General features: G+C 37.6%; 16 protein-coding genes. 15 read left to right on the top strand and 1 reads right to left on the bottom strand.

Features of this window, described 5'->3' with window-relative positions:
* Positions 1–68 precede the first annotated feature (68 nt).
* The 9 genes from Q8M41_RS10155 (at position 69) to Q8M41_RS10115 (ending at position 11,064) form a co-directional block, all read left to right on the top strand.
* Positions 69–1,268 (top strand): MFS transporter, encoded by a 1,200-nt coding sequence (locus Q8M41_RS10155; RefSeq protein WP_305365155.1) that lies wholly within the window; start codon positions 69–71, stop codon positions 1,266–1,268.
* 232 nt (positions 1,269–1,500) lie between these two features.
* Positions 1,501–2,100 carry an RNA polymerase sigma factor gene (locus Q8M41_RS10150; protein ID WP_305365154.1) on the top strand — a complete coding sequence of 200 codons (600 nt, stop codon included), beginning with the start codon at positions 1,501–1,503 and terminating at the stop codon, positions 2,098–2,100.
* A 24-nt stretch (positions 2,101–2,124) separates the two neighbouring features.
* Positions 2,125–3,132 (top strand): FecR family protein, encoded by a 1,008-nt coding sequence (locus tag Q8M41_RS10145; RefSeq protein ID WP_305365153.1) that lies wholly within the window; start codon positions 2,125–2,127, stop codon positions 3,130–3,132.
* A gap of 53 nt (positions 3,133–3,185) precedes the next feature.
* The gene (locus tag Q8M41_RS10140) at positions 3,186–5,708 is read left to right on the top strand and encodes a TonB-dependent receptor (RefSeq protein WP_305365152.1); all 2,523 of its coding nucleotides are present in this window, start codon (positions 3,186–3,188) and stop codon (positions 5,706–5,708) included.
* 2 nt (positions 5,709–5,710) lie between these two features.
* Positions 5,711–6,535 (top strand): hypothetical protein, encoded by an 825-nt coding sequence (locus Q8M41_RS10135; protein WP_305365151.1) that lies wholly within the window; start codon positions 5,711–5,713, stop codon positions 6,533–6,535.
* 145 nt (positions 6,536–6,680) lie between these two features.
* Positions 6,681–8,966: a TonB-dependent receptor gene (locus Q8M41_RS10130; protein ID WP_305365150.1), complete on the top strand. Its 2,286-nt coding sequence runs from the start codon at positions 6,681–6,683 to the stop codon at positions 8,964–8,966.
* Positions 8,967–8,968: 2 nt separating this feature from the next.
* Positions 8,969–9,865, top strand: coding sequence for a DUF4249 family protein (locus tag Q8M41_RS10125; protein WP_305365149.1), 897 nt, complete (start codon positions 8,969–8,971; stop codon positions 9,863–9,865).
* Positions 9,866–9,909: 44 nt separating this feature from the next.
* Positions 9,910–10,365: a DUF2147 domain-containing protein gene (locus Q8M41_RS10120; RefSeq protein WP_305365148.1), complete on the top strand. Its 456-nt coding sequence runs from the start codon at positions 9,910–9,912 to the stop codon at positions 10,363–10,365.
* A gap of 18 nt (positions 10,366–10,383) precedes the next feature.
* On the top strand, positions 10,384–11,064 hold the full coding sequence (locus Q8M41_RS10115) for a DedA family protein (protein ID WP_305365147.1): 681 nt from the start codon (positions 10,384–10,386) through the stop codon (positions 11,062–11,064).
* A 29-nt stretch (positions 11,065–11,093) separates the two neighbouring features.
* On the opposite strand, the gene Q8M41_RS10110 is transcribed toward Q8M41_RS10115, so the two are convergent.
* Positions 11,094–12,200, bottom strand: coding sequence for a serine hydrolase (locus tag Q8M41_RS10110; protein ID WP_305365146.1), 1,107 nt, complete (start codon positions 12,198–12,200; stop codon positions 11,094–11,096).
* A gap of 251 nt (positions 12,201–12,451) precedes the next feature.
* Here Q8M41_RS10110 and Q8M41_RS10105 point away from each other — a divergent pair, with 251 nt between their 5' ends.
* The 6 genes from Q8M41_RS10105 to Q8M41_RS10080 all read left to right on the top strand — a co-directional run bounded on the left by Q8M41_RS10105 (position 12,452) and on the right by Q8M41_RS10080 (position 18,057).
* Positions 12,452–13,129 carry a response regulator transcription factor gene (locus tag Q8M41_RS10105; RefSeq protein ID WP_305365145.1) on the top strand — a complete coding sequence of 226 codons (678 nt, stop codon included), beginning with the start codon at positions 12,452–12,454 and terminating at the stop codon, positions 13,127–13,129.
* Positions 13,126–14,373, top strand: a complete 1,248-nt coding sequence (locus tag Q8M41_RS10100) for a HAMP domain-containing sensor histidine kinase (protein ID WP_305365144.1) — start codon at positions 13,126–13,128, stop codon at positions 14,371–14,373. Before Q8M41_RS10105 ends, Q8M41_RS10100 begins: the two co-directional genes overlap by 4 nt.
* A gap of 69 nt (positions 14,374–14,442) precedes the next feature.
* Positions 14,443–15,024: a hypothetical protein gene (locus Q8M41_RS10095; RefSeq protein ID WP_305365143.1), complete on the top strand. Its 582-nt coding sequence runs from the start codon at positions 14,443–14,445 to the stop codon at positions 15,022–15,024.
* A gap of 15 nt (positions 15,025–15,039) precedes the next feature.
* Entirely contained in the window at positions 15,040–15,885 is an 846-nt protein-coding gene (locus tag Q8M41_RS10090; RefSeq protein WP_305365142.1) for a phosphatase PAP2 family protein, read from the top strand.
* The gene (locus Q8M41_RS10085) at positions 15,885–17,138 is read left to right on the top strand and encodes a TolC family protein (protein ID WP_305365141.1); all 1,254 of its coding nucleotides are present in this window, start codon (positions 15,885–15,887) and stop codon (positions 17,136–17,138) included. The genes Q8M41_RS10090 and Q8M41_RS10085 overlap by 1 nt, the downstream gene beginning before the upstream one ends.
* 7 nt (positions 17,139–17,145) lie before the next feature.
* Positions 17,146–18,057 (top strand): efflux RND transporter periplasmic adaptor subunit, encoded by a 912-nt coding sequence (locus Q8M41_RS10080; protein ID WP_305365140.1) that lies wholly within the window; start codon positions 17,146–17,148, stop codon positions 18,055–18,057.
* The last annotated feature ends 3 nt before the right edge of the window (positions 18,058–18,060 follow it).

Below are 18,060 nucleotides of genomic sequence, written 5' to 3'. Positions count from 1 at the left end.
TCAGGCTGCTAAACCCGATTCCATATATTGCCAATGATTTCAGTGACATAGGTTTTAAAATTTCAAGAGTGGAAGATTATAACATTTCAAGCAAACCTGGAAAGATCATTACCAAAACGGTCTGGATATTGTCTCTGGTAAGCTTATTTACAGATATTGCCAGTGAAATGCTGTATCCGGTGATGCCAATCTATTTAAAAAGTATTGGATTCTCCATTGTCCTGATAGGGGTTCTTGAAGGATTTGCAGAAGCGATTGCAGGATTAAGCAAAGGCTATTTCGGAAAGCTATCAGATAATTCGGGCAAGCGTTTGCCATTTGTTCAATGGGGCTACCTTCTGAGCGCTTTGTCTAAACCCATGATGGCAATATGGGCTTTCCCATTTTGGATATTTTCTGCCAAGACGGTAGATCGCCTTGGAAAAGGGATCCGGACGGGAGCCAGAGATGCGATGTTATCTGATGAAACTAAACTAGAAACAAAAGGAGCAGTTTTTGGATTTCACCGTTCTATGGATACATTGGGAGCTGCTATTGGCCCTCTGCTAGCATTGGGTTTTCTTTATTTTTACCCGGGCAATTATAAAATGTTATTTTATTTTGCTTTTATTCCTGGCATTATCGCAATAGGGTTCACTTTTTTATTAAAAGATAAAAATCCTGTTCCAAAGGCAAGCAGGATAAATACTTCTTTTTTTAATTTTGTGAGCTATTGGAAAAAAAGTCCGCCTCAATACCGGAAATTGGTCTTAGGGTTGCTTTTGTTTACATTATTTAATAGTTCCGACGTTTTCCTGTTGCTTAAATTAAAGGAAAATGGGTTAAGTGATATGGCAACTATAGGTACCTATATCTTTTACAATGTTGTTTATGCGCTGTTTGCCTATCCCCTGGGGATAATCGCTGACCGTTTAGGATTAAAGAATATATTTATAGGAGGCTTAATACTATTTGCTATAGTTTACATAGGAATGGCCTTCAACACAAATTTGTACCTTTTTTTTGCTCTATTCTTCTTATACGGGGTTTATGCTGCAGCGACAGAAGGTATTTCAAAAGCCTGGATTTCAAATATTACCGACAAAAGAGATACGGCTACGGCTATTGGCACATTTGCCGGCTTTCAAAGCATCTGCACCATGATAGCCAGCAGCGTGGCCGGGGTGTTATGGTTTAATTTTGGTTCAATGGCAACATTTATTACTACGGCTATAATAACTTGTGTTGTTGTCGTTTATCTTTCGGCATTAAAGACAGCAGCAGCCTAAAAAAGTGGTATTCCGATAATCTTTGTTATAATTTAATAAGGATTATGATATTTACTAACCGATGGGTGCCTGCCATAGCTATATATAGTTCGTGTGCTTATATTTTTACTTTAACAGGAAAATATTATTCAGTTCTTTGTATAAGTTAATGCAAAAGTATATCTTATTTAGGTAAATGAATACCAGGGTTGATGATGCAACTGGAAGGAATATGGATTTATCAATAGAATAGTTGGAAACAGATTTTAAAATGCTTACTGACAATGAAATCCTGCAGGCTATTTCTTCTAAGAATCAGGCAGCATTTGATAAGCTGTATATCAATTACTATAAGAAATTATATATTATTTCCTTCAAGTACACCCGTAACCAGGAACTGGCGGAGGAAGTCGTTCATGATGTTTTTATTAAAATCTGGAATCACTCCGGCAATCTTAATATTACCCAATCCCTTAGCAGTTATTTATCAAAAGCAGTGATAAATACTTCTTTAAATGTCCTTAAAAGTCAAAAAGGGCTTTTTGAAAACCAAGGGCGTTATGAGCGGGAAATGATTAATGAAATTGAAGAGGAGGCTGAAACTTTGGAAGAAAGACTTATCAATATTGAGCGGGCAATCCAGCTTCTACCTCCACAGTGTCAAAAGGTCTTACTGATGAGTAAGTATGAAAAACGGAAACAACAGGAAATTGCAGATCAACTTAATATTTCCATAAAAACAGTTAAAAACCATTTGACCTATGCCTACAAAAAGATTAAAGAAATTGTTGGAAATGGTGGAATACTAATTTTGATCTTAATTTTTATTCAATTCTTAAATAGGACTTTTTAAAACAATCATTGTCTATAGAGCGAGATGAGTAATTTAAATTTTAATGGGCAAGAATCTGACTTTCTGGAACTCATCACAGAGGAAATGGAGGGTACCATCTCAGCCGAGAATTCAATCAGGTTAAAAGAATGGCGGCTAAAGAGTCCTGACAATGAAACCTACTATCTAGATGTTATCAAGTTAAATGAGGAATTAGGTCTCTTAGAGCAATATAAAAACCTTAAACCCAATGAATCCTTAGAAGTTTTACATAAAAAATTGAATCTTGCTTCAAATTCTACCGTTGGTAATAACCCAAAAGTTGTAAATTTCTCTGCGCGGGGCTGGCTTAGGATTGCAGCTTCTTTTATACTGGTGTCAGCACTAGTATTTTACTTTATGAGTAGCAACGATAAAGTTTTACTCAAAGCTGGCTCTGTTCAAAACACTTATGAACTTCCAGACGGCACTAAGTTAGTTTTAAATGCTAATTCTGAACTCAGTTACTCCAAGAGCAATTTTCAGAAGGTTAGAGAGCTGGAACTTATAAAAGGCGAATGCTTTATAAATGTGGTTCACAATCCTGAAAAACCATTTTCGATTCATTATAAGGATTTAGAAGTTACAGATATCGGTACTAGTTTTAATGTTAAGCTTGCTCAAAGCCAAATTGACGTGGTAGTGAGCACCGGGCAAGTGAAGCTTCATATTGCAGGTAATGCATCAGAGACCATTTTAAATGCAGGAGACGCAGCATATTACCATATTTCTAAAAAATATATTAAGAAAGTAAAACTTCAGGATTCAAACTATAAAGCGTATACAGACCATGTTATTAATTTTAACGCTACAGCATTGCCAGAGGTGGTGAGGACGTTGGAATCCGTTTATCATCGGAAAATTATCATACAAAGCTCAAATTTAAATTCCCGGAAATTTACGGGTGAGTTCAAAAAGCAAAAAATTAAAGATGTTTTGAAAGTGATCGCTGAAACTTTGCAGATAAATATCGTTTCTAAAAATGGAGTATTCTACTTGGTATCTGCCAAATAACAGAAGCTATCTTTTTAATACGTAAATTTGAGGTGTATTGATATTTGACTTTCGTGCATTTTAACAAGTGGTTTAAAAATACGACCTTTATACTAGTTCTCATCTTCTCAAGCTTTGAAATTTCATTGGCTCAAGACAGTCTGTTGAATAAAATTGTTTCAATCTCATTCAACAGAATTACGTTAAATGAAGCGATTCAAGAGTTGCAGAAGGTAAGTCAGATATCATTTGCTTACGATCCTGCAATAATTCTCAATCGAAGAATTTCTGCACAAGCCTTTTCTGCACAAAAAGTAGAAATTATCTTACAGGTTATCTTTAATGGTACCGGTCTGCAGTTCAGGGAGGTGGCCAGCAGTATTGTTATTACCCGGTCTCCCGTTTCAATTCGTACGATAAATGGTATCGTGTATGATGCAGAAACGGGGGAGAATTTAATAGGGGCTACCCTGCAAATTAATCAAGTGAAGGGTGTCACTAATCAATATGGTTATTACTCCATTTCATTGCCAGCAGATGCTTATACCCTCACTGCATCATATATAGGGTATGAAACCAAAGTTCAGGATCTTAACCTTCAAAAGAATAATTATCTGAGCATAGGGCTAAAGAGGTCGACTTTTAACATGCAGGAAGTCTACGTAACTGCCCCCGCATCCGATTCTATAGAAACCCTAAATTCCGTTAAAAGCATTTCTCCATCTCAATTAAAGGGCATGCCATTCTATGCGGGGGAAGCAGATGTGATCAAAGCATTGCAAATGCAATCCGGAGTAAAAAACCCATCTGAAGGAAGTTCAGGTCTTTCGATAAGAGGCGGTAACCTGGATCAAAATCTAGTCCTGGTGGATGAGGCCCCTGTCTATAATCCATCGCACCTGTTTGGTTTAATATCTATCTTTAACATAGACGCGATTAAGAAGCTCCAAATCTACAAAGATTATATACCTGCAAATCTCGGAGGCCGACTTTCTTCGGTTATTGATATAAAGTTAGAAGAAGGAAATTTAAATGATTTTCATATCAAAGGCGGAATAAGCTTGCTTTCTGCAAGATTTGCTGCGGAGGGACCCTTTGTAAAAGATAAAAGTTCTTACTTGATTTCCTTCAGACGCAGTTTAACTGATCTGTATAATAGCGGTTTTCGGTTTTTTAATATAAATGCCAATTACTATGATTTTAACTTTAAGACTAACTACATTTTAAATAAAAGCAATCGGGTGTATTTCTCTGTCTATCAAGGATTTGATCATTTATTTACAGACAATAATTACTCAAACAATTGGAGTAATACCACTTCAACATTCAGGTTTAATCATATTTTTAATCCGAGGTTATTTGTGAACTTTTCTGCTATTTACAGCAATTATATCAATGCTCTGGATATTACCAGTTTAGCAACAATTAATAAGGAATGGCTCACAGGGATAAGGGATTTAGGGTTGAAAGGTGACTTTACATTTTATAAGCGTGCAGGCAATACTATTCAATTTGGGATATCCGGCACAAGGCATCATTTCAGACCCGGAGAAACTGCCGACTATATTTCAAATTTGAGCTTGAACAGATTCCGTGTGAACGATTATGGGGCATATTTCAATCAGGATAGGAATCTGTCTCCGGAACTATATTTAAATTACGGATTCCGGGCCGGGATATTTGCAGCAGAAGAGGAGAATAGAGTAAACAGGCTTGAAAAAAATAAAACGGTCTATAATTTCGAACCACGCTTACAACTTCAATACAGCTTCAATTCCAATCAGGCCTTAAAAATCTCTTATATGAGGAATTCACAAAATTTGCAATTAGTGCAAAATAATGAGATTTCATATTCGTCATTCGAGACATGGATACCAGCCAATTCAAAAGTGAAACAACAACAATCAGACGTTTTTTCAACAGCTTATACTCACCTGGTGAATAGGTGGTATTTCATTGAAGTCGGATTGTATTATAAAAAAATGTACAATCAGGCCGACCTGACAGATCATTCACAAATAGTTTTTAATCCCTTATTTGAGAGTAGCCTTCGATTTGGTGAAGGAACGGCCTATGGTTCGGAAATCACCTTCGCGAAGAAAACAGGGAGACTCACCGGGGAGTTGAGTTATATCTATTCAAGGTCGTTCAGAAAGATCATGGGAATTAATTCCGGGCTAAAATATCCGGCCATTTATGACCTGCCTAATGATTTTAAAATTAGTGGAAGTTATCATTTCAGCAATAGACTAACAGTCAGCACGTTCTTCAACTATAGTAATGGACGACCAGTAACTCTACCTGTGGGGTTTTTTACTGATAATGGTTCCAAAGTTCCTATATATGAAGGCAGGAACAGCTCCAGGTTCCCTGATTATAGCAGGTTAGATCTTGTTGCCGAATTAAAGCCAAAAATTAAAGAAAATGATGTTAAAAAGAAATTTCTAAGTATCTGGACTTTTGGGATATACAATTTGTACAGTCGAAGAAATCCTTTGTTTTACAGGGTTACACAACTTGAATCCCACAGAAATATAGGCTTTGAAGAATCATTTTCAGGAGTTATTCCTTCAATATCGTATAGTTTTAAATATTGATCATGACTTTAGCAAGGTTTTTAATATTGTATTTTGCAGTCATACTGGTTTCCTGTAAGAAGGAATTGATTGATAAGATCAATTTTAAAAAGGCTGCATTACAGTATGATTTAGTGATCGAGGGCGGCGTGAATTCATTTAGTAAAGAACAGTTTATCAGGCTTAGCAAACCTTCCTACAATGTTAGCGATAATGTTGCGGGCATAAGTAATGCAGAAGTTTATATTAATAGTGTAAAACTAGACGAAACCAGCACTCCGGGAATCTATTCGGTCATCTTGCTTGAAAATAAGAATTATGGATTTCCATATCGCCTTAAGGTAATTTATAATAATAACACATACTTTGCCGAAGACACACTGAAAAAAGTTACGCCGATTGTGTTCAGTAATTTAAATATTATTACTCAAATCCAAAATGACAACCTGGTGCTTTCTGTACCCAAACATATTTTCAGTTCTGTTGAACCTGGAAAACAATTTTATCAATTTAAGGGCGAAAGTGATTGGGATCCATCTAAACTGGCAGTTTCTCAAACTTATGCCTATACTCACATTTTCGCCCCGCCCAACGGGCTGTATCCACTTCTGGAGCAACGAACCAATGTAACACTTCTCCCGGCCGATTCGGTTAAGGTATATAAATTTTCAGTTTCTAATGCCTACCAAAGGTATTTGTTTAACTTATTTCAAGAAACTGATTGGAAAAATATATTCTCGGGCAACCCCGGCCTGATCAAGGGAAATATCTCAGGTAATGCCTTAGGCTACTTCTATTGTACGGATGTTGTATCGAAAAAAATTCTTGCCAGGGATTTGGAAAAATAACAGTTTCCCCCGATGTGAGACCTTTGCGGGCAACGGCTACCTTTCCTTTCTCCATTTCAACATTTTTTTTAAATCTTATAGGACTTTTTCAGAAAAGCTATGTCTTCTGGGTATAAAACTAAATCTCATTTTTCAATATCATAATATGCAACTTAAAAAATTGATATACCTGGTTATCATGCTGCCTTCCCTTGCTTTTGCCCAGAAAAGCACTATTAGCGGATATGTAAAAGATGCCGGATCTAAAGAAGCCCTGATTGGTGCGTCTGTCTTGATCCCCTCTTTGAAAACAGGAGCCAGCACAAATCAGTACGGATATTTCACCATTACTGTCCCTGATTCAGATACAATTTCTATTGTAATTTCCTATAGTGGATATCAGCCTTCGTTAAAACAAATAATGAGCCGGAAGGATATCCAACTTGACATTCTACTGCAACCTGCCTTGAATAGCCTAAACGAGGTGGTGGTTAATGCCAGTCGAAATCAGGACAATGTTAATAAAGCGCAAATGGGCGTCATTGATATACCTATCAAAGCGATAAAAGATTTACCTGTTTTATTAGGTGAGCGTGATATCCTTAAGACCATCCAGCTTTTGCCCGGGGTGCAAGCCGGCCAGGAAGGAACTTCAGGCTTTTACGTGAGAGGAGGTAACCTGGATCAGAATCTTATTCAGATGGATGAAGCTACCGTATATAATCCAAATCACCTTTTTGGTTTATTCAGCACCTTTAATGTGAACGCAATCAACAGTGTAAAATTAATTAAAGGTGGTTTTCCTTCCGAATATGGAGGTCGTTTAAGCTCCATTCTGGATATTAAAATGAAGGAGGGGAACAAAACAAAATTTCAAACTGAAGGTGGTATAGGACTAATTTCAGCGAATCTTACTTTCCAGGGACCCCTGCAAAAAAATAAATCCTCATTTATTATTTCGGGCCGTCGGAGCTATCTGGATCAGCTGCTAAAACAAGCTTCAAAAACAACCACTTATCGGTTTTATGATCTCAATGCTAAAATGAACTATGAGCTGGGTGAAAAAGACCATGTCTTTGCTAGTTTCTTTAAAGGTAATGATGATGCTGCGTATACAGGGGCAAATAGTTTAAACTATGGTACAAACTTCGGTAATACCACCGCAACCTTAAGATGGAATCATTTATACGGAAATAAAATATTTTCAAATACTTCCTTAATATATAATGACTATCATTTGCAATTAGGAACAGCGCAAAACAACTATTATCAGGTTTTGTATACAGGAATCAAAGATATCAATGCAAAAACTGATTTTACAGCCACATCAGGCAGTGATCATACCATCAAATTTGGAGCTAATTATATCTATCATACCCTATATCCCGGGGCAATGTCAGCTAAAATGTCTAAAACCGGGAAAAAGGTCGTTATTAATCCGGATAGTCTGACTAAAAGGCTATCCAATGAAGGGGCGTTTTATATAAATGATGATTATCAGGTTTCCAACCGTTTTTCGGTCAACTTCGGACTAAGAGTGCCGTTTTTCAGTGCCGGTACAAAAACATACTCATTTATCGAGCCTCGGTTAACCACTCGCTTTTCTATCAACGATCAAACCTCAATAAAGGCTTCTTACACACAAATGAACCAGTTTATGCATTTGGTTCCAAGCAGTACAGCTTCATTACCAGCCGATATTTGGTTAAGCAGCAGCTTGAAAATAAAACCGCAAACAAGCAAGCAGGTAGCATTAGGTTTATTCAAAAATTTTAAAGAGAATGAAATCGAAACCAGCGTAGAAGTATATTATAAAACGATGAATAACCAGGTATTATTTAAGGAAGGTACCCAGATTCTATTAAACACCAGTTTGGATGATATATTAACTTTTGGAAAAGGGAAATCTTATGGCGTTGAGTTTTTCGCAAAGAAAAATTTTGGCCGCTTATCAGGCTGGGCCAGTTATACCCTATCCAAATCTACCCAGCAGTTTCCGGATCTTAATTTCGGAAACAGTTTTCCGGCTTCTTTTGACAGGGGTAATAATTTATCCCTGGTTGCCAGCTATAATTTGACCAAAAACTGGACCCTGTCAGCCGATTTCGTTTACTACACCGGCAGACCGTACACCCTACCAGCCGGTAAGGTTTTAGTTAATGGCGATGGTTCGCTGTATGATAACTATTACTCCGATTACACCAGCAGAAACAATAGCAGGTTTTCTGCCTACAACCGCTTAGATTTCAGTGTTTCAAATAAAAAGCAGGTGAAGTTGTTCAAGAAATTCGCGTATGAAAGAGAGTGGTCTTTCGGTCTTTATAATGTATATAACCGGGCGAATCCATATTTCGTCTACTTAACTACCGATCCTGCGACCAAGCAACCACAGGCGAAACAGGTTTCATTACTCCCGATTGTACCTAGCATAAGCTTTAATTTTAAATTTTAATCATGAAACAGATATTTATTTTCTTTTCCGTTATCAGTGTTGGTTTTATCCTGTCCTGCGAAAAAAACATAACCGTAAGCCCGCCTGCCTACAACAATAAAGTAAGCATAACAGGGTTTATTGAACCCGACTCCATACCGGTCGTTTATTTTAATAGAACGGTACCGTATTTTGATAAAGCGGTTAAAAAAAATGAGCTGATGATCAGAAATGCGCTCATTACTATCAGCAGCAACGGAAGTACAGATAAACTTAGTTTGGACAGTGTTTTTGATAAGATAGATTGCCAGTTTGACTATTTTTATAACGGCCATAATAAGATCCTGGCGAATACTAAATATGACTTAACTATTATCTCCGAAGGCAAAACTTATATAGCAAATGCTGTTACCAACCTTTTTGCACCAGCTATTGATAGTGTTTCTTATGTGTCCAACTATAATGATTTGTACGGAGAACATGAGGGGGTTGTAACCTATTTTAAAGATGTTCCCAACCAGGTCAATTATTATCGTTATGAAATGATCAGATCTGCTGATACCAGTATCATGAAGGCCGAAGCCACCATTAAAAGAGCATGCTTAGGGAAAGATACAGTTACTGTTCATGAAATTGGAAGAGCGGTATTTGAAGATGTTGGCAAGGAGGGAAAGCAAATAACCATTATAGTAGAGCCTGCTTATTCTCATAAAAAAGGCACAAAAGGACGAATATTTATACAGAGCATCGATAAAAATGCTTATGTATTTTTCTCCCAGCTAGACCGTCAAAAGCTAGCCCAATTTAATCCCTTTGTTGAACCGGTTTTTTTACAAGAGGGACAGTTTGGCAATAAGGCGATAGGATTCTTTGCCGCCAAAAAGAATAGCAAACCAATAACCTTTACGTATCCTGAATAAATAATCTGCCGGATTTTATTACACCCTGTTCTAATTTTGTTGCTATGAATATCAAGTATTTGTTTTTGGACCTGCTTATCAGCTTTTACGCCGGGAGTATCGGTTCGGCTAATTCCATTTCAGATCAAATAATAGGCAAATGGATGTCAACTGCTGAAAATATAACTGTGCTGGTTTTTAAAGAAGGAGATCAATATAACGCTAAGGTTTTATGGTTTAATGACTCAGACGATAGAACCAGGCCAATGATCACACGTACTGATCAACAAAATCCTGACCCGGCTTTAAGAAACCGCAAAATTATCGGATTGGAGATACTTCGAAATTTAAAATTCAACGCCAGTATAAACCGCTGGGAAAAGGGAATAATTTATGATGTAAGAACAGGAAGAGAATGGAATTTATCTGCTTTACTTACAAAAAATGGCATGTTAGAGGTTAAAGGATTCTGGCACTTTGAATTTATGGGTCAAACCATGACTTTTAAGAGGGTGAAATAAACTAATTTAGCCGCATACATGGATATTTTCGTTAGTATTTCAGTTCAGGAGCTTTTAAATCCTGAGTTTTACATTGTTAAGGGCGGATTATGGATCGTGCTCCTGATAGTTTTTGCAGAGACAGGTTTGATGGCTGGTTTTTTCTTGCCTGGTGATAGCCTGTTGTTTGTTTCGGGAATTTACAGCAAAACCCTGGTCAAAAGTTTGCCCGGATATCAGTCGGGCTTTGATTTATTGGATCTATTCATATTAGTTTTACTCATTACTATTTGTGGCAGTTTAGGAAATTTACTTGGATTTTGGTTCGGGAAGCAAAGTGGCCAACTATTGTTTAAACGTAAGGATACTTTTTTCTTCAAGAAACGTCATTTATTGCAAGCTGAGACATTTTTTGATAAGCACGGCGCCATGGCTCTGATTCTTGCCAGATTTTTACCTATTATACGAACATTTACACCTGTAGTAGCTGGAGTGGTAGGTATGGAAAAAGTGAAATTTATTACTTATAGTATTTTTGGGATGATTCTCTGGGCAACATTTATGTTATTCTCAGGACGTTATCTGTATTTGCTATTTTTAAACCAGTTTGGATTCGACATCAAAAAGCACCTGGAAATTATAGTGCTGGGAATTGCTTTGATAACTACCCTACCGGTACTTTATAAAATTTTAAAAACGAAAGAGAACAGCTTAATATGATTCCAAAAAAATATCGGGTGAATAGCTAACTATAACTGATCAACTATTTGAAGCATCACCTCCTTCCAGTAATCAGATACATACGGAACCGCAGTATTTCCAAAACGTACTATAATCAGGTTTTTTTTGGGATAGATATATAAAAACTGACCGTATAAACCAATAGGGTAAAAGCTGCCGTATTCCTTAGGCCCCAATCCCATACCATATCCATAGGTAATTTTACTGCCGTCTTCAGTTGTCCGGTGAGTGGCATCTTTTATCCAGTTAGCCGGCACAATTTGATTTCCTTCCCAATTACCATTATTCAAGAGTAGCCGGGCGAATTTTGCGAAATCCAAAGTACGCGCATTCAGGCAGCAGAAGCTTTTTTCAATGGCAGTACTCGCATCAGAATCGGTACTCCAGTACGCCGGAGCCTCTGTTCCAATCCTTTTCCAAAGCTTTTCTTCAAGGTAAACGGATAATGTCTTACCGGATACCCGTTCCAGGATCAATCCTAATAAAGAGGTATTTTCGCTTTGGTAATTAAAATGCAGGCCGGGAGATTCTTCAATCTGAGCATTTAAAATTAGTTTTCTTAATCCTTCAGTGTAATAAAACTGACTTTGATCGGATAGTGGATTGATTGGGTTAGTGGTAAATTTTAACCCCGAGGTATGCTTCAATAAATTTTTGATAGTAATTAGCTGATAACCGCTCTTATTTTTCCATTCCGGTATAAAATCTGTGATAGATTGGTCAGGGCTTTTAATAAGCCTATCATTGATAGCAATACCAATTAACATGGCTACATAAGCTTTTGAGATCGAAAAGCTGGCGACCCGCGTTTCTTCACCTAATGTTTTTGCATAATACTTGTATAAAATACTGTCGTTCCTGATGATTACAAAAGACAGCGTTCTATGAAGCTTAACAAACTCATTAAGTGATACACCTGATGAATTAAAGGTTTTGTTTTCTACTTTAAGATTTTTGATTTTCGCTAAAGTATCCGTAGCCGTTTTAAAATTAAATATATCAGCTGTTTCTGAGGACCTTATTACCCGATGAGGAAATCTTTGTATGTCTTTATTACCCGGCAGATTATAAAAAACGGGCCTGAAAAGCGTACATGATGAAATAAGTAGACTCATCACAAGTAAAAAATATAAAAGCCGGGTATGTTCCATTCAATGTATACAATAACAACTGGTTCGAATGCATAAAATTCGATTTATCAATAATAACTATTAATTCTGTAGAGAATTTGAAGTACCTGATATGAAGCAACTGATGTAAAACCGTCACAAAACAGAGAAGGACGGCTTCGGGATATCGACCCCCTGATCCAGTCATACCATGCTTCAGAATTTCTACAAATTCTATTTCTTATATTTAACCTGCTTTGAAGATATTGATTATTGAAGATGAACCCTCTCTAAGGGAGAGTATTATAACCTATTTTACAGGTGAAGGGAATATTTGCGAGGCCGTTGCGAATCATTCTGCTGCGATTGAGAAAATACACCTGTATGATTACGATTGTATTTTGTTAGACCTTAATTTACCGGGGGGTGATGGTATGACCATATTAAGCGAGCTAAAGAGAATCAATAAAAAAGACGGGGTTCTGATCATTTCTGCGCGAAACTCCCTTGACGATAAGCTAGCTGGTTTAAACGTTGGTGCAGATGATTATTTAGTCAAACCTTTTCATTTATCTGAGCTTCAGGCCCGTGTAACCGCCATCGTGCGAAGAAAGAATTTCGATGGCAATAATTTCATTGTTTTTAATGAAATTAAAGTAAATACCGTATCCAAAAACGTTACAATCAATGGCCGGGTTCTAACCTTAACAAGAAAGGAATACGAACTACTGATTTATTTTTTGGCCAACAAAGGCAAAGTTATTTCAAAAACCGCAATCGCCGAGCATTTATGGGGTGATGAAATGGATCTGATTGACAGGCACGATTTTATTTACACCCATATTAAAAACCTTCGCCGGAAACTGATAGAATCAGGAAGCTTGGATTATATTAAATCTATGTACGGGGTAGGATATAAGTTTGGAGACTTATGAAACTATCAAGACGATACAGCCGGGTCAACTTTATCACCTCTTTAATTATTTTATTAATTACAGGTATTGCATATTATTTGCTTATCCATTTTATCCTTACCGAACAATTAGATAGAGATCTTGCTATCGAAGAAGAGGAGATCAGGGCCTATACCAAACAATATAAATCACTCCCGGCGGAAGCTAACTTTAAAGATCAGATAGTCCGGTATCATTTTGAACCACTGGCTTTTACGCGGATGTTTTCTGATACAGTGTACAACAATTTAAAAGGGCATGGTGAGGAACCAGGAAGGAGGTTAATTACGTCTGTTGTTTTATCCGGTAAGTTAGTCAGAGTGGAAATCATAAAATCTAAAGTTGAGTCGGAAGATTTGGTGCGGATTATATTTTATATTACCCTGGGTATTATTATTTTATTGCTGTCGAGTCTGACGCTCATTAATCGATTTATCCTTAACAGGCTGTGGAAACCATTTCATGTAATATTATCTCAATTACGTGTATTTAACATCTCAGATGGCCGGGAGATATACCAGGAAGACACCCGCATTGACGAGTTTGTTGAATTGAATACAGCTGTAACGGCATTGACCAGACGGATTAGAAAGGATTATGTTGATCTTAAGTCCTTCATGGATACTGCCTCCCATGAGATGATGACACCTTTAGCCGTTATTCATTCGAAATTGGACATCCTCCTGCAGACAGGAACTTTCACTCAAAATCAGGGGGAATTGCTTGAAGATATTTTTAACGGGATGAGTCGTTTATCCCGTCTTAATCAATCGCTGTTGTTACTGGCTAAAATTGAGAACAACCTGATCCAGGACAAGCATGCCATTTCCTTGAAAAAGTTGGTCATGCAAAAGTCCAGGCAGTTCCAGGAAATTTTAGAAGCTGAAGAAATTTCAGTCACATTAAACCTTGATGAGAAAGAAGTATTTATGAGTAAATACCTGGCCGATATTTTATTGAACAATTTATTTAGCAATGCGATAAGACATAATATAAAAAAGGGTGTCGTTATTATAGATTTGAACAGCCAATTTCTTAGTATCAGCAATACAGGCAGGACCGAACCATTAAATGAGGATAAAATCTTTCACAGGTTCAATAAAGATAACTCTTCGGAGGGAATGGGTTTGGGTCTGGCCATATCCAAAGAGATCTGCCATTACTATGCGTACCGGCTAACCTATCAATATCAGAGTGGCCAGCACAGGTTTAATGTCTTTTTCTAATAAAAATATCACTACAGATTCTCTACAGTTTTTAGTTTTAAATTTACTTCATCAATAAAAAATACAGTCATGAATTTAAAAAAAATCACAATGCCCTTAATGGCTCTGGCATTATCATTGATCATGCTTAGTTGCAATAATGAGAAGAATGAAAAAGACGAAAAGGATGAGGCTACAGAAACAACCCAGCAGGAAAAAATGGAAGATGACAAAGTTAATATCGCTGATCCTGTTACAACAGCTCTGCCTGCCGGTGAAATAACATTGGACAGATTGCCGGCTGGTGTAAAGGAATTTGTAGCTAAAAATTATCCCGGTTATGCCATGGTGAAGGCCGCATCTGACCCGCTTTGTAAGGGTGGCGACGCCATCGACGTAGCCATTTCTAAAACAGGTGCACCCAATTTATCGCTCATTTTTACCCCCGACGGCTCTTATGTTCAGCAAGAAGAAGACGTGCCTTTAACAACAGCCAGTGCAAAAATAAAGAATACTTTAAAAGCAAAATATGCTGACTATTCCGCGGGTACTCAAATCGAGAAACTAATTCTTGCAGATAATTCGGTTCAGTACCTGGTTGATCTAAGCAAGGGCAGTATCACTAAGGAAGTTATATTTACCACAGATGGTATGGTGGTTTGTGAGAACTGATTAAATCCTGAGTTGATGAGGCAGGAACTCATTTTTGATAGGCCAGGAACTTTAAAAGATACCAAGTTAATTTCTATGAAAATTGCGTTCATCATATTCTTAACAGGAATATCTTTCAATTGCTATTCCCAGAAAACCGATACCTTATCCATTTATTCAGATACGGTATCGGTTAAATCAAAACCTGCCTCTACTTTTTACAGATCAGCCCCCTACCTTGTACCCACATCTTTAATCGCTTACGGCATTCTTTCCCGGGAATCCGATCTGTTGCAGGCAGTGGACGGCAATGTAAACGCCGATTTAAGGGAGGATTATCCTCATTTCAGAACGCGTATAGATGATAAATTGCAGTATATGCCTGCTGTATCGGCTTATGCTCTTGGATTTATTGGGGTTAAGGGAAAGAATACTTTTTCAGACAAAACCGCCCTGTATTTTATATCGAATGCGATCATGGGGGTTTCTGTATACGGTCTTAAAATAAAAACCCGTAAATTGCGTCCTGATGGTTCTGATAACCGGGCTTTTCCATCGGGTCACACGGCTTCCGCTTTCGTTGCAGCAGAATTTATGAGGCAGGAATATAAAGACGTTTCTCCCTGGTATGGTATTGCTGCTTACACTATGGCTACTGCCACAGGATCTTTAAGAATGCTGAACAACAAGCATTGGTTAAGCGATGTGGTTATGGGGGCAGGAGTGGGGATACTTTCTACAAAACTGGCTTACGTCGTTTACCCGGTTATAAAAAGGAGCTTAGGGAAGGCCCCGACTTCAAAAGTAATGTTTATGCCATCTTATCAGCCGGGGACGTATGGTTTTTCGATGGCAGTCCGGCTAAACAAAAAAGCGGAATAGTGAAATTAAAAAAGGCGTTTCTCTTCCTTCTCTTAAATGGCTGCTTGTCAGGACTAGGCTTTTCAAGCTTTTCGCAAGAAAGAACAATTGAAGATTATATTAAAATGGGTACGGACAACAGTCCGTTACTTAAAGATTTTAATAACCAGATTTTAATCAACAAACTTGATAGTGCTATTATCAGGGCAAATTACAAACCCCTGGTTGGGGCTAATTCAACCGGAACATATGCACCCATTATCCGTGGTTACGGTTACGACCTGGCGATCTCTAACGGTAAGACTTTTAGCTCCTTAGTATCTGTAAATCAATCATTGCTGGGGCGAAGCCGAATGAACACTGCATTACGGGGTATAGGGCTTCTTTCTGACTCAGTAACAAATGCTGTACAACGATCTCAACAAGATATTCGCAGAAATATAATTTCACAATATATATCGGCCTATGCCAGTCAGAAGCAAGTTGAATTTGATCAAACAGTCCATCAATTACTAAAGAAGGAGGAAACTGTTCTTAAAAAGCTTACTCAAAGCAATGTGTACAGGCAAACAGATTATCTCACTTTTTTAGTCACTTTGCAGCAGCAGGAACTGCTAATGAAGCAGAACCAGATTATTGCTTCAAACAATATCGCTATCTTAAATTACCTTTCGGGCATAATAAGTACCGATTCTGTTAAGCTGATCGAACCCAAGCTAAATCTTAATGCAGCCCAACAGTTAAATAGTAGCATATTTTTACAGCAATTTCAGCTGGATAGTCTTCGAATTCAAAACTCCAGAAGAGTTATTGACTTAAATTACCAGCCAAGGGTTGGCGTTTATGCTGACGGCGGCTACAATAGTTCCTTTATTCAAAAGGCTTATAAGAACGTAGGCGTAAGCGCAGGCTTTACTATTTCCATTCCTCTGTATGATGGTAATCAGCGAAAACTGCAATACAATAAACTGGATATCCGGGAAAGGACCCGAAGTACCTACCGTGATTATTTCCTGGTACAATACCAGCAGCAACTTTCGCAGCTACGACAGCAATTGCAACAGCAAGAGAGCCTTTTTGATAAGATCAATGAGCAGATACGCTTTACGGAAAGTTTGATTACAGTCGATGGGAAGCTTTTACAAACAGGAAATATTACGATTGCTGATTATATCTTAGCTATTCGAAATTACCTGGATTCACAAAGTTTGCTCAGGCAGACCAATATAACACGGTTAGAACTTATTAACCAGTTAAACTACTGGAATCAATAAAATCAGTATGAGAAACAATTACCTTCTGGGTTTAGCTATCGCTTTAAGCTCCTGTAATTCCTCCGGTCCCAAAACTGAAATAGTTACGGAACCCCAAACGCCGGTAACAGTAACTACAGTTAAAAGGGAAAATCTGGAAGAATATGCGGAATTGAATGCGACATCCAGCTTCATGGAAAAAAGCGTCGTTAAAGCCGGAATAAGTGGTTATATACAATCGCAACCGATCCAAAAAGGAAAGTATGTTCAGGCCGGGCAAGTGTTATTTACCCTGATTACGAAGGAAGCAAGAGCTATCGGTAATACCATTAATAAGCTTGACCCAAGTTTTAAGTTCTCGGGCATAACAACTGTGCGTGCCAGTAAGAGTGGTTTTATAAGTGTATTAAGCCATCAAAAAGGGGATTTTGTGCCCGAAGGAGAGCAACTGGCGGTTATTAGCAACAACGCTAGTTTTGTTTTTTTGATGGATGTTCCTTATGAGTTAAGCAGTAATATCCGCAGTCAAAGCGCCGTACAGCTGACCTTGCCGGATGGGGAAATATTAAAAGGTTCAATTTCATCCGCTTTGCCTAGTGTCGATTCGCTTTCTCAAACTCAACGCGTTATTATAAAGGTTAATCCATCACACTCAATTCCTGAAAATTTGATTGCAAAGGCAAAAATTGTGAAGAATGCACATTCTCAGGCGGCCTCTCTTCCCAGAGAGTCTGTACTCGCTAATGAAACACAGGATAAATTTTGGGTGATGAAGTTGCTGAATGATACCATTGCAGTAAAAATTCTTGTAAAAAAGGGAATGGAAACTATCGACCGGATTGAAATAATAGAGCCCACTTTTAAGCCGGATGACAGAATAATCGTAACTGGGAATTATGGTCTTGCAGATACAGCCAAGGTAAAAATAGTTAAAAACTAAAGG

Source organism: Daejeonella sp., assembly GCF_030684675.1.
Lineage (GTDB): Bacteria > Bacteroidota > Bacteroidia > Sphingobacteriales > Sphingobacteriaceae > Daejeonella.
Note: the sequence above shows the minus strand (reverse complement) of the source record. Positions and strands in the feature narration are given on the sequence as shown.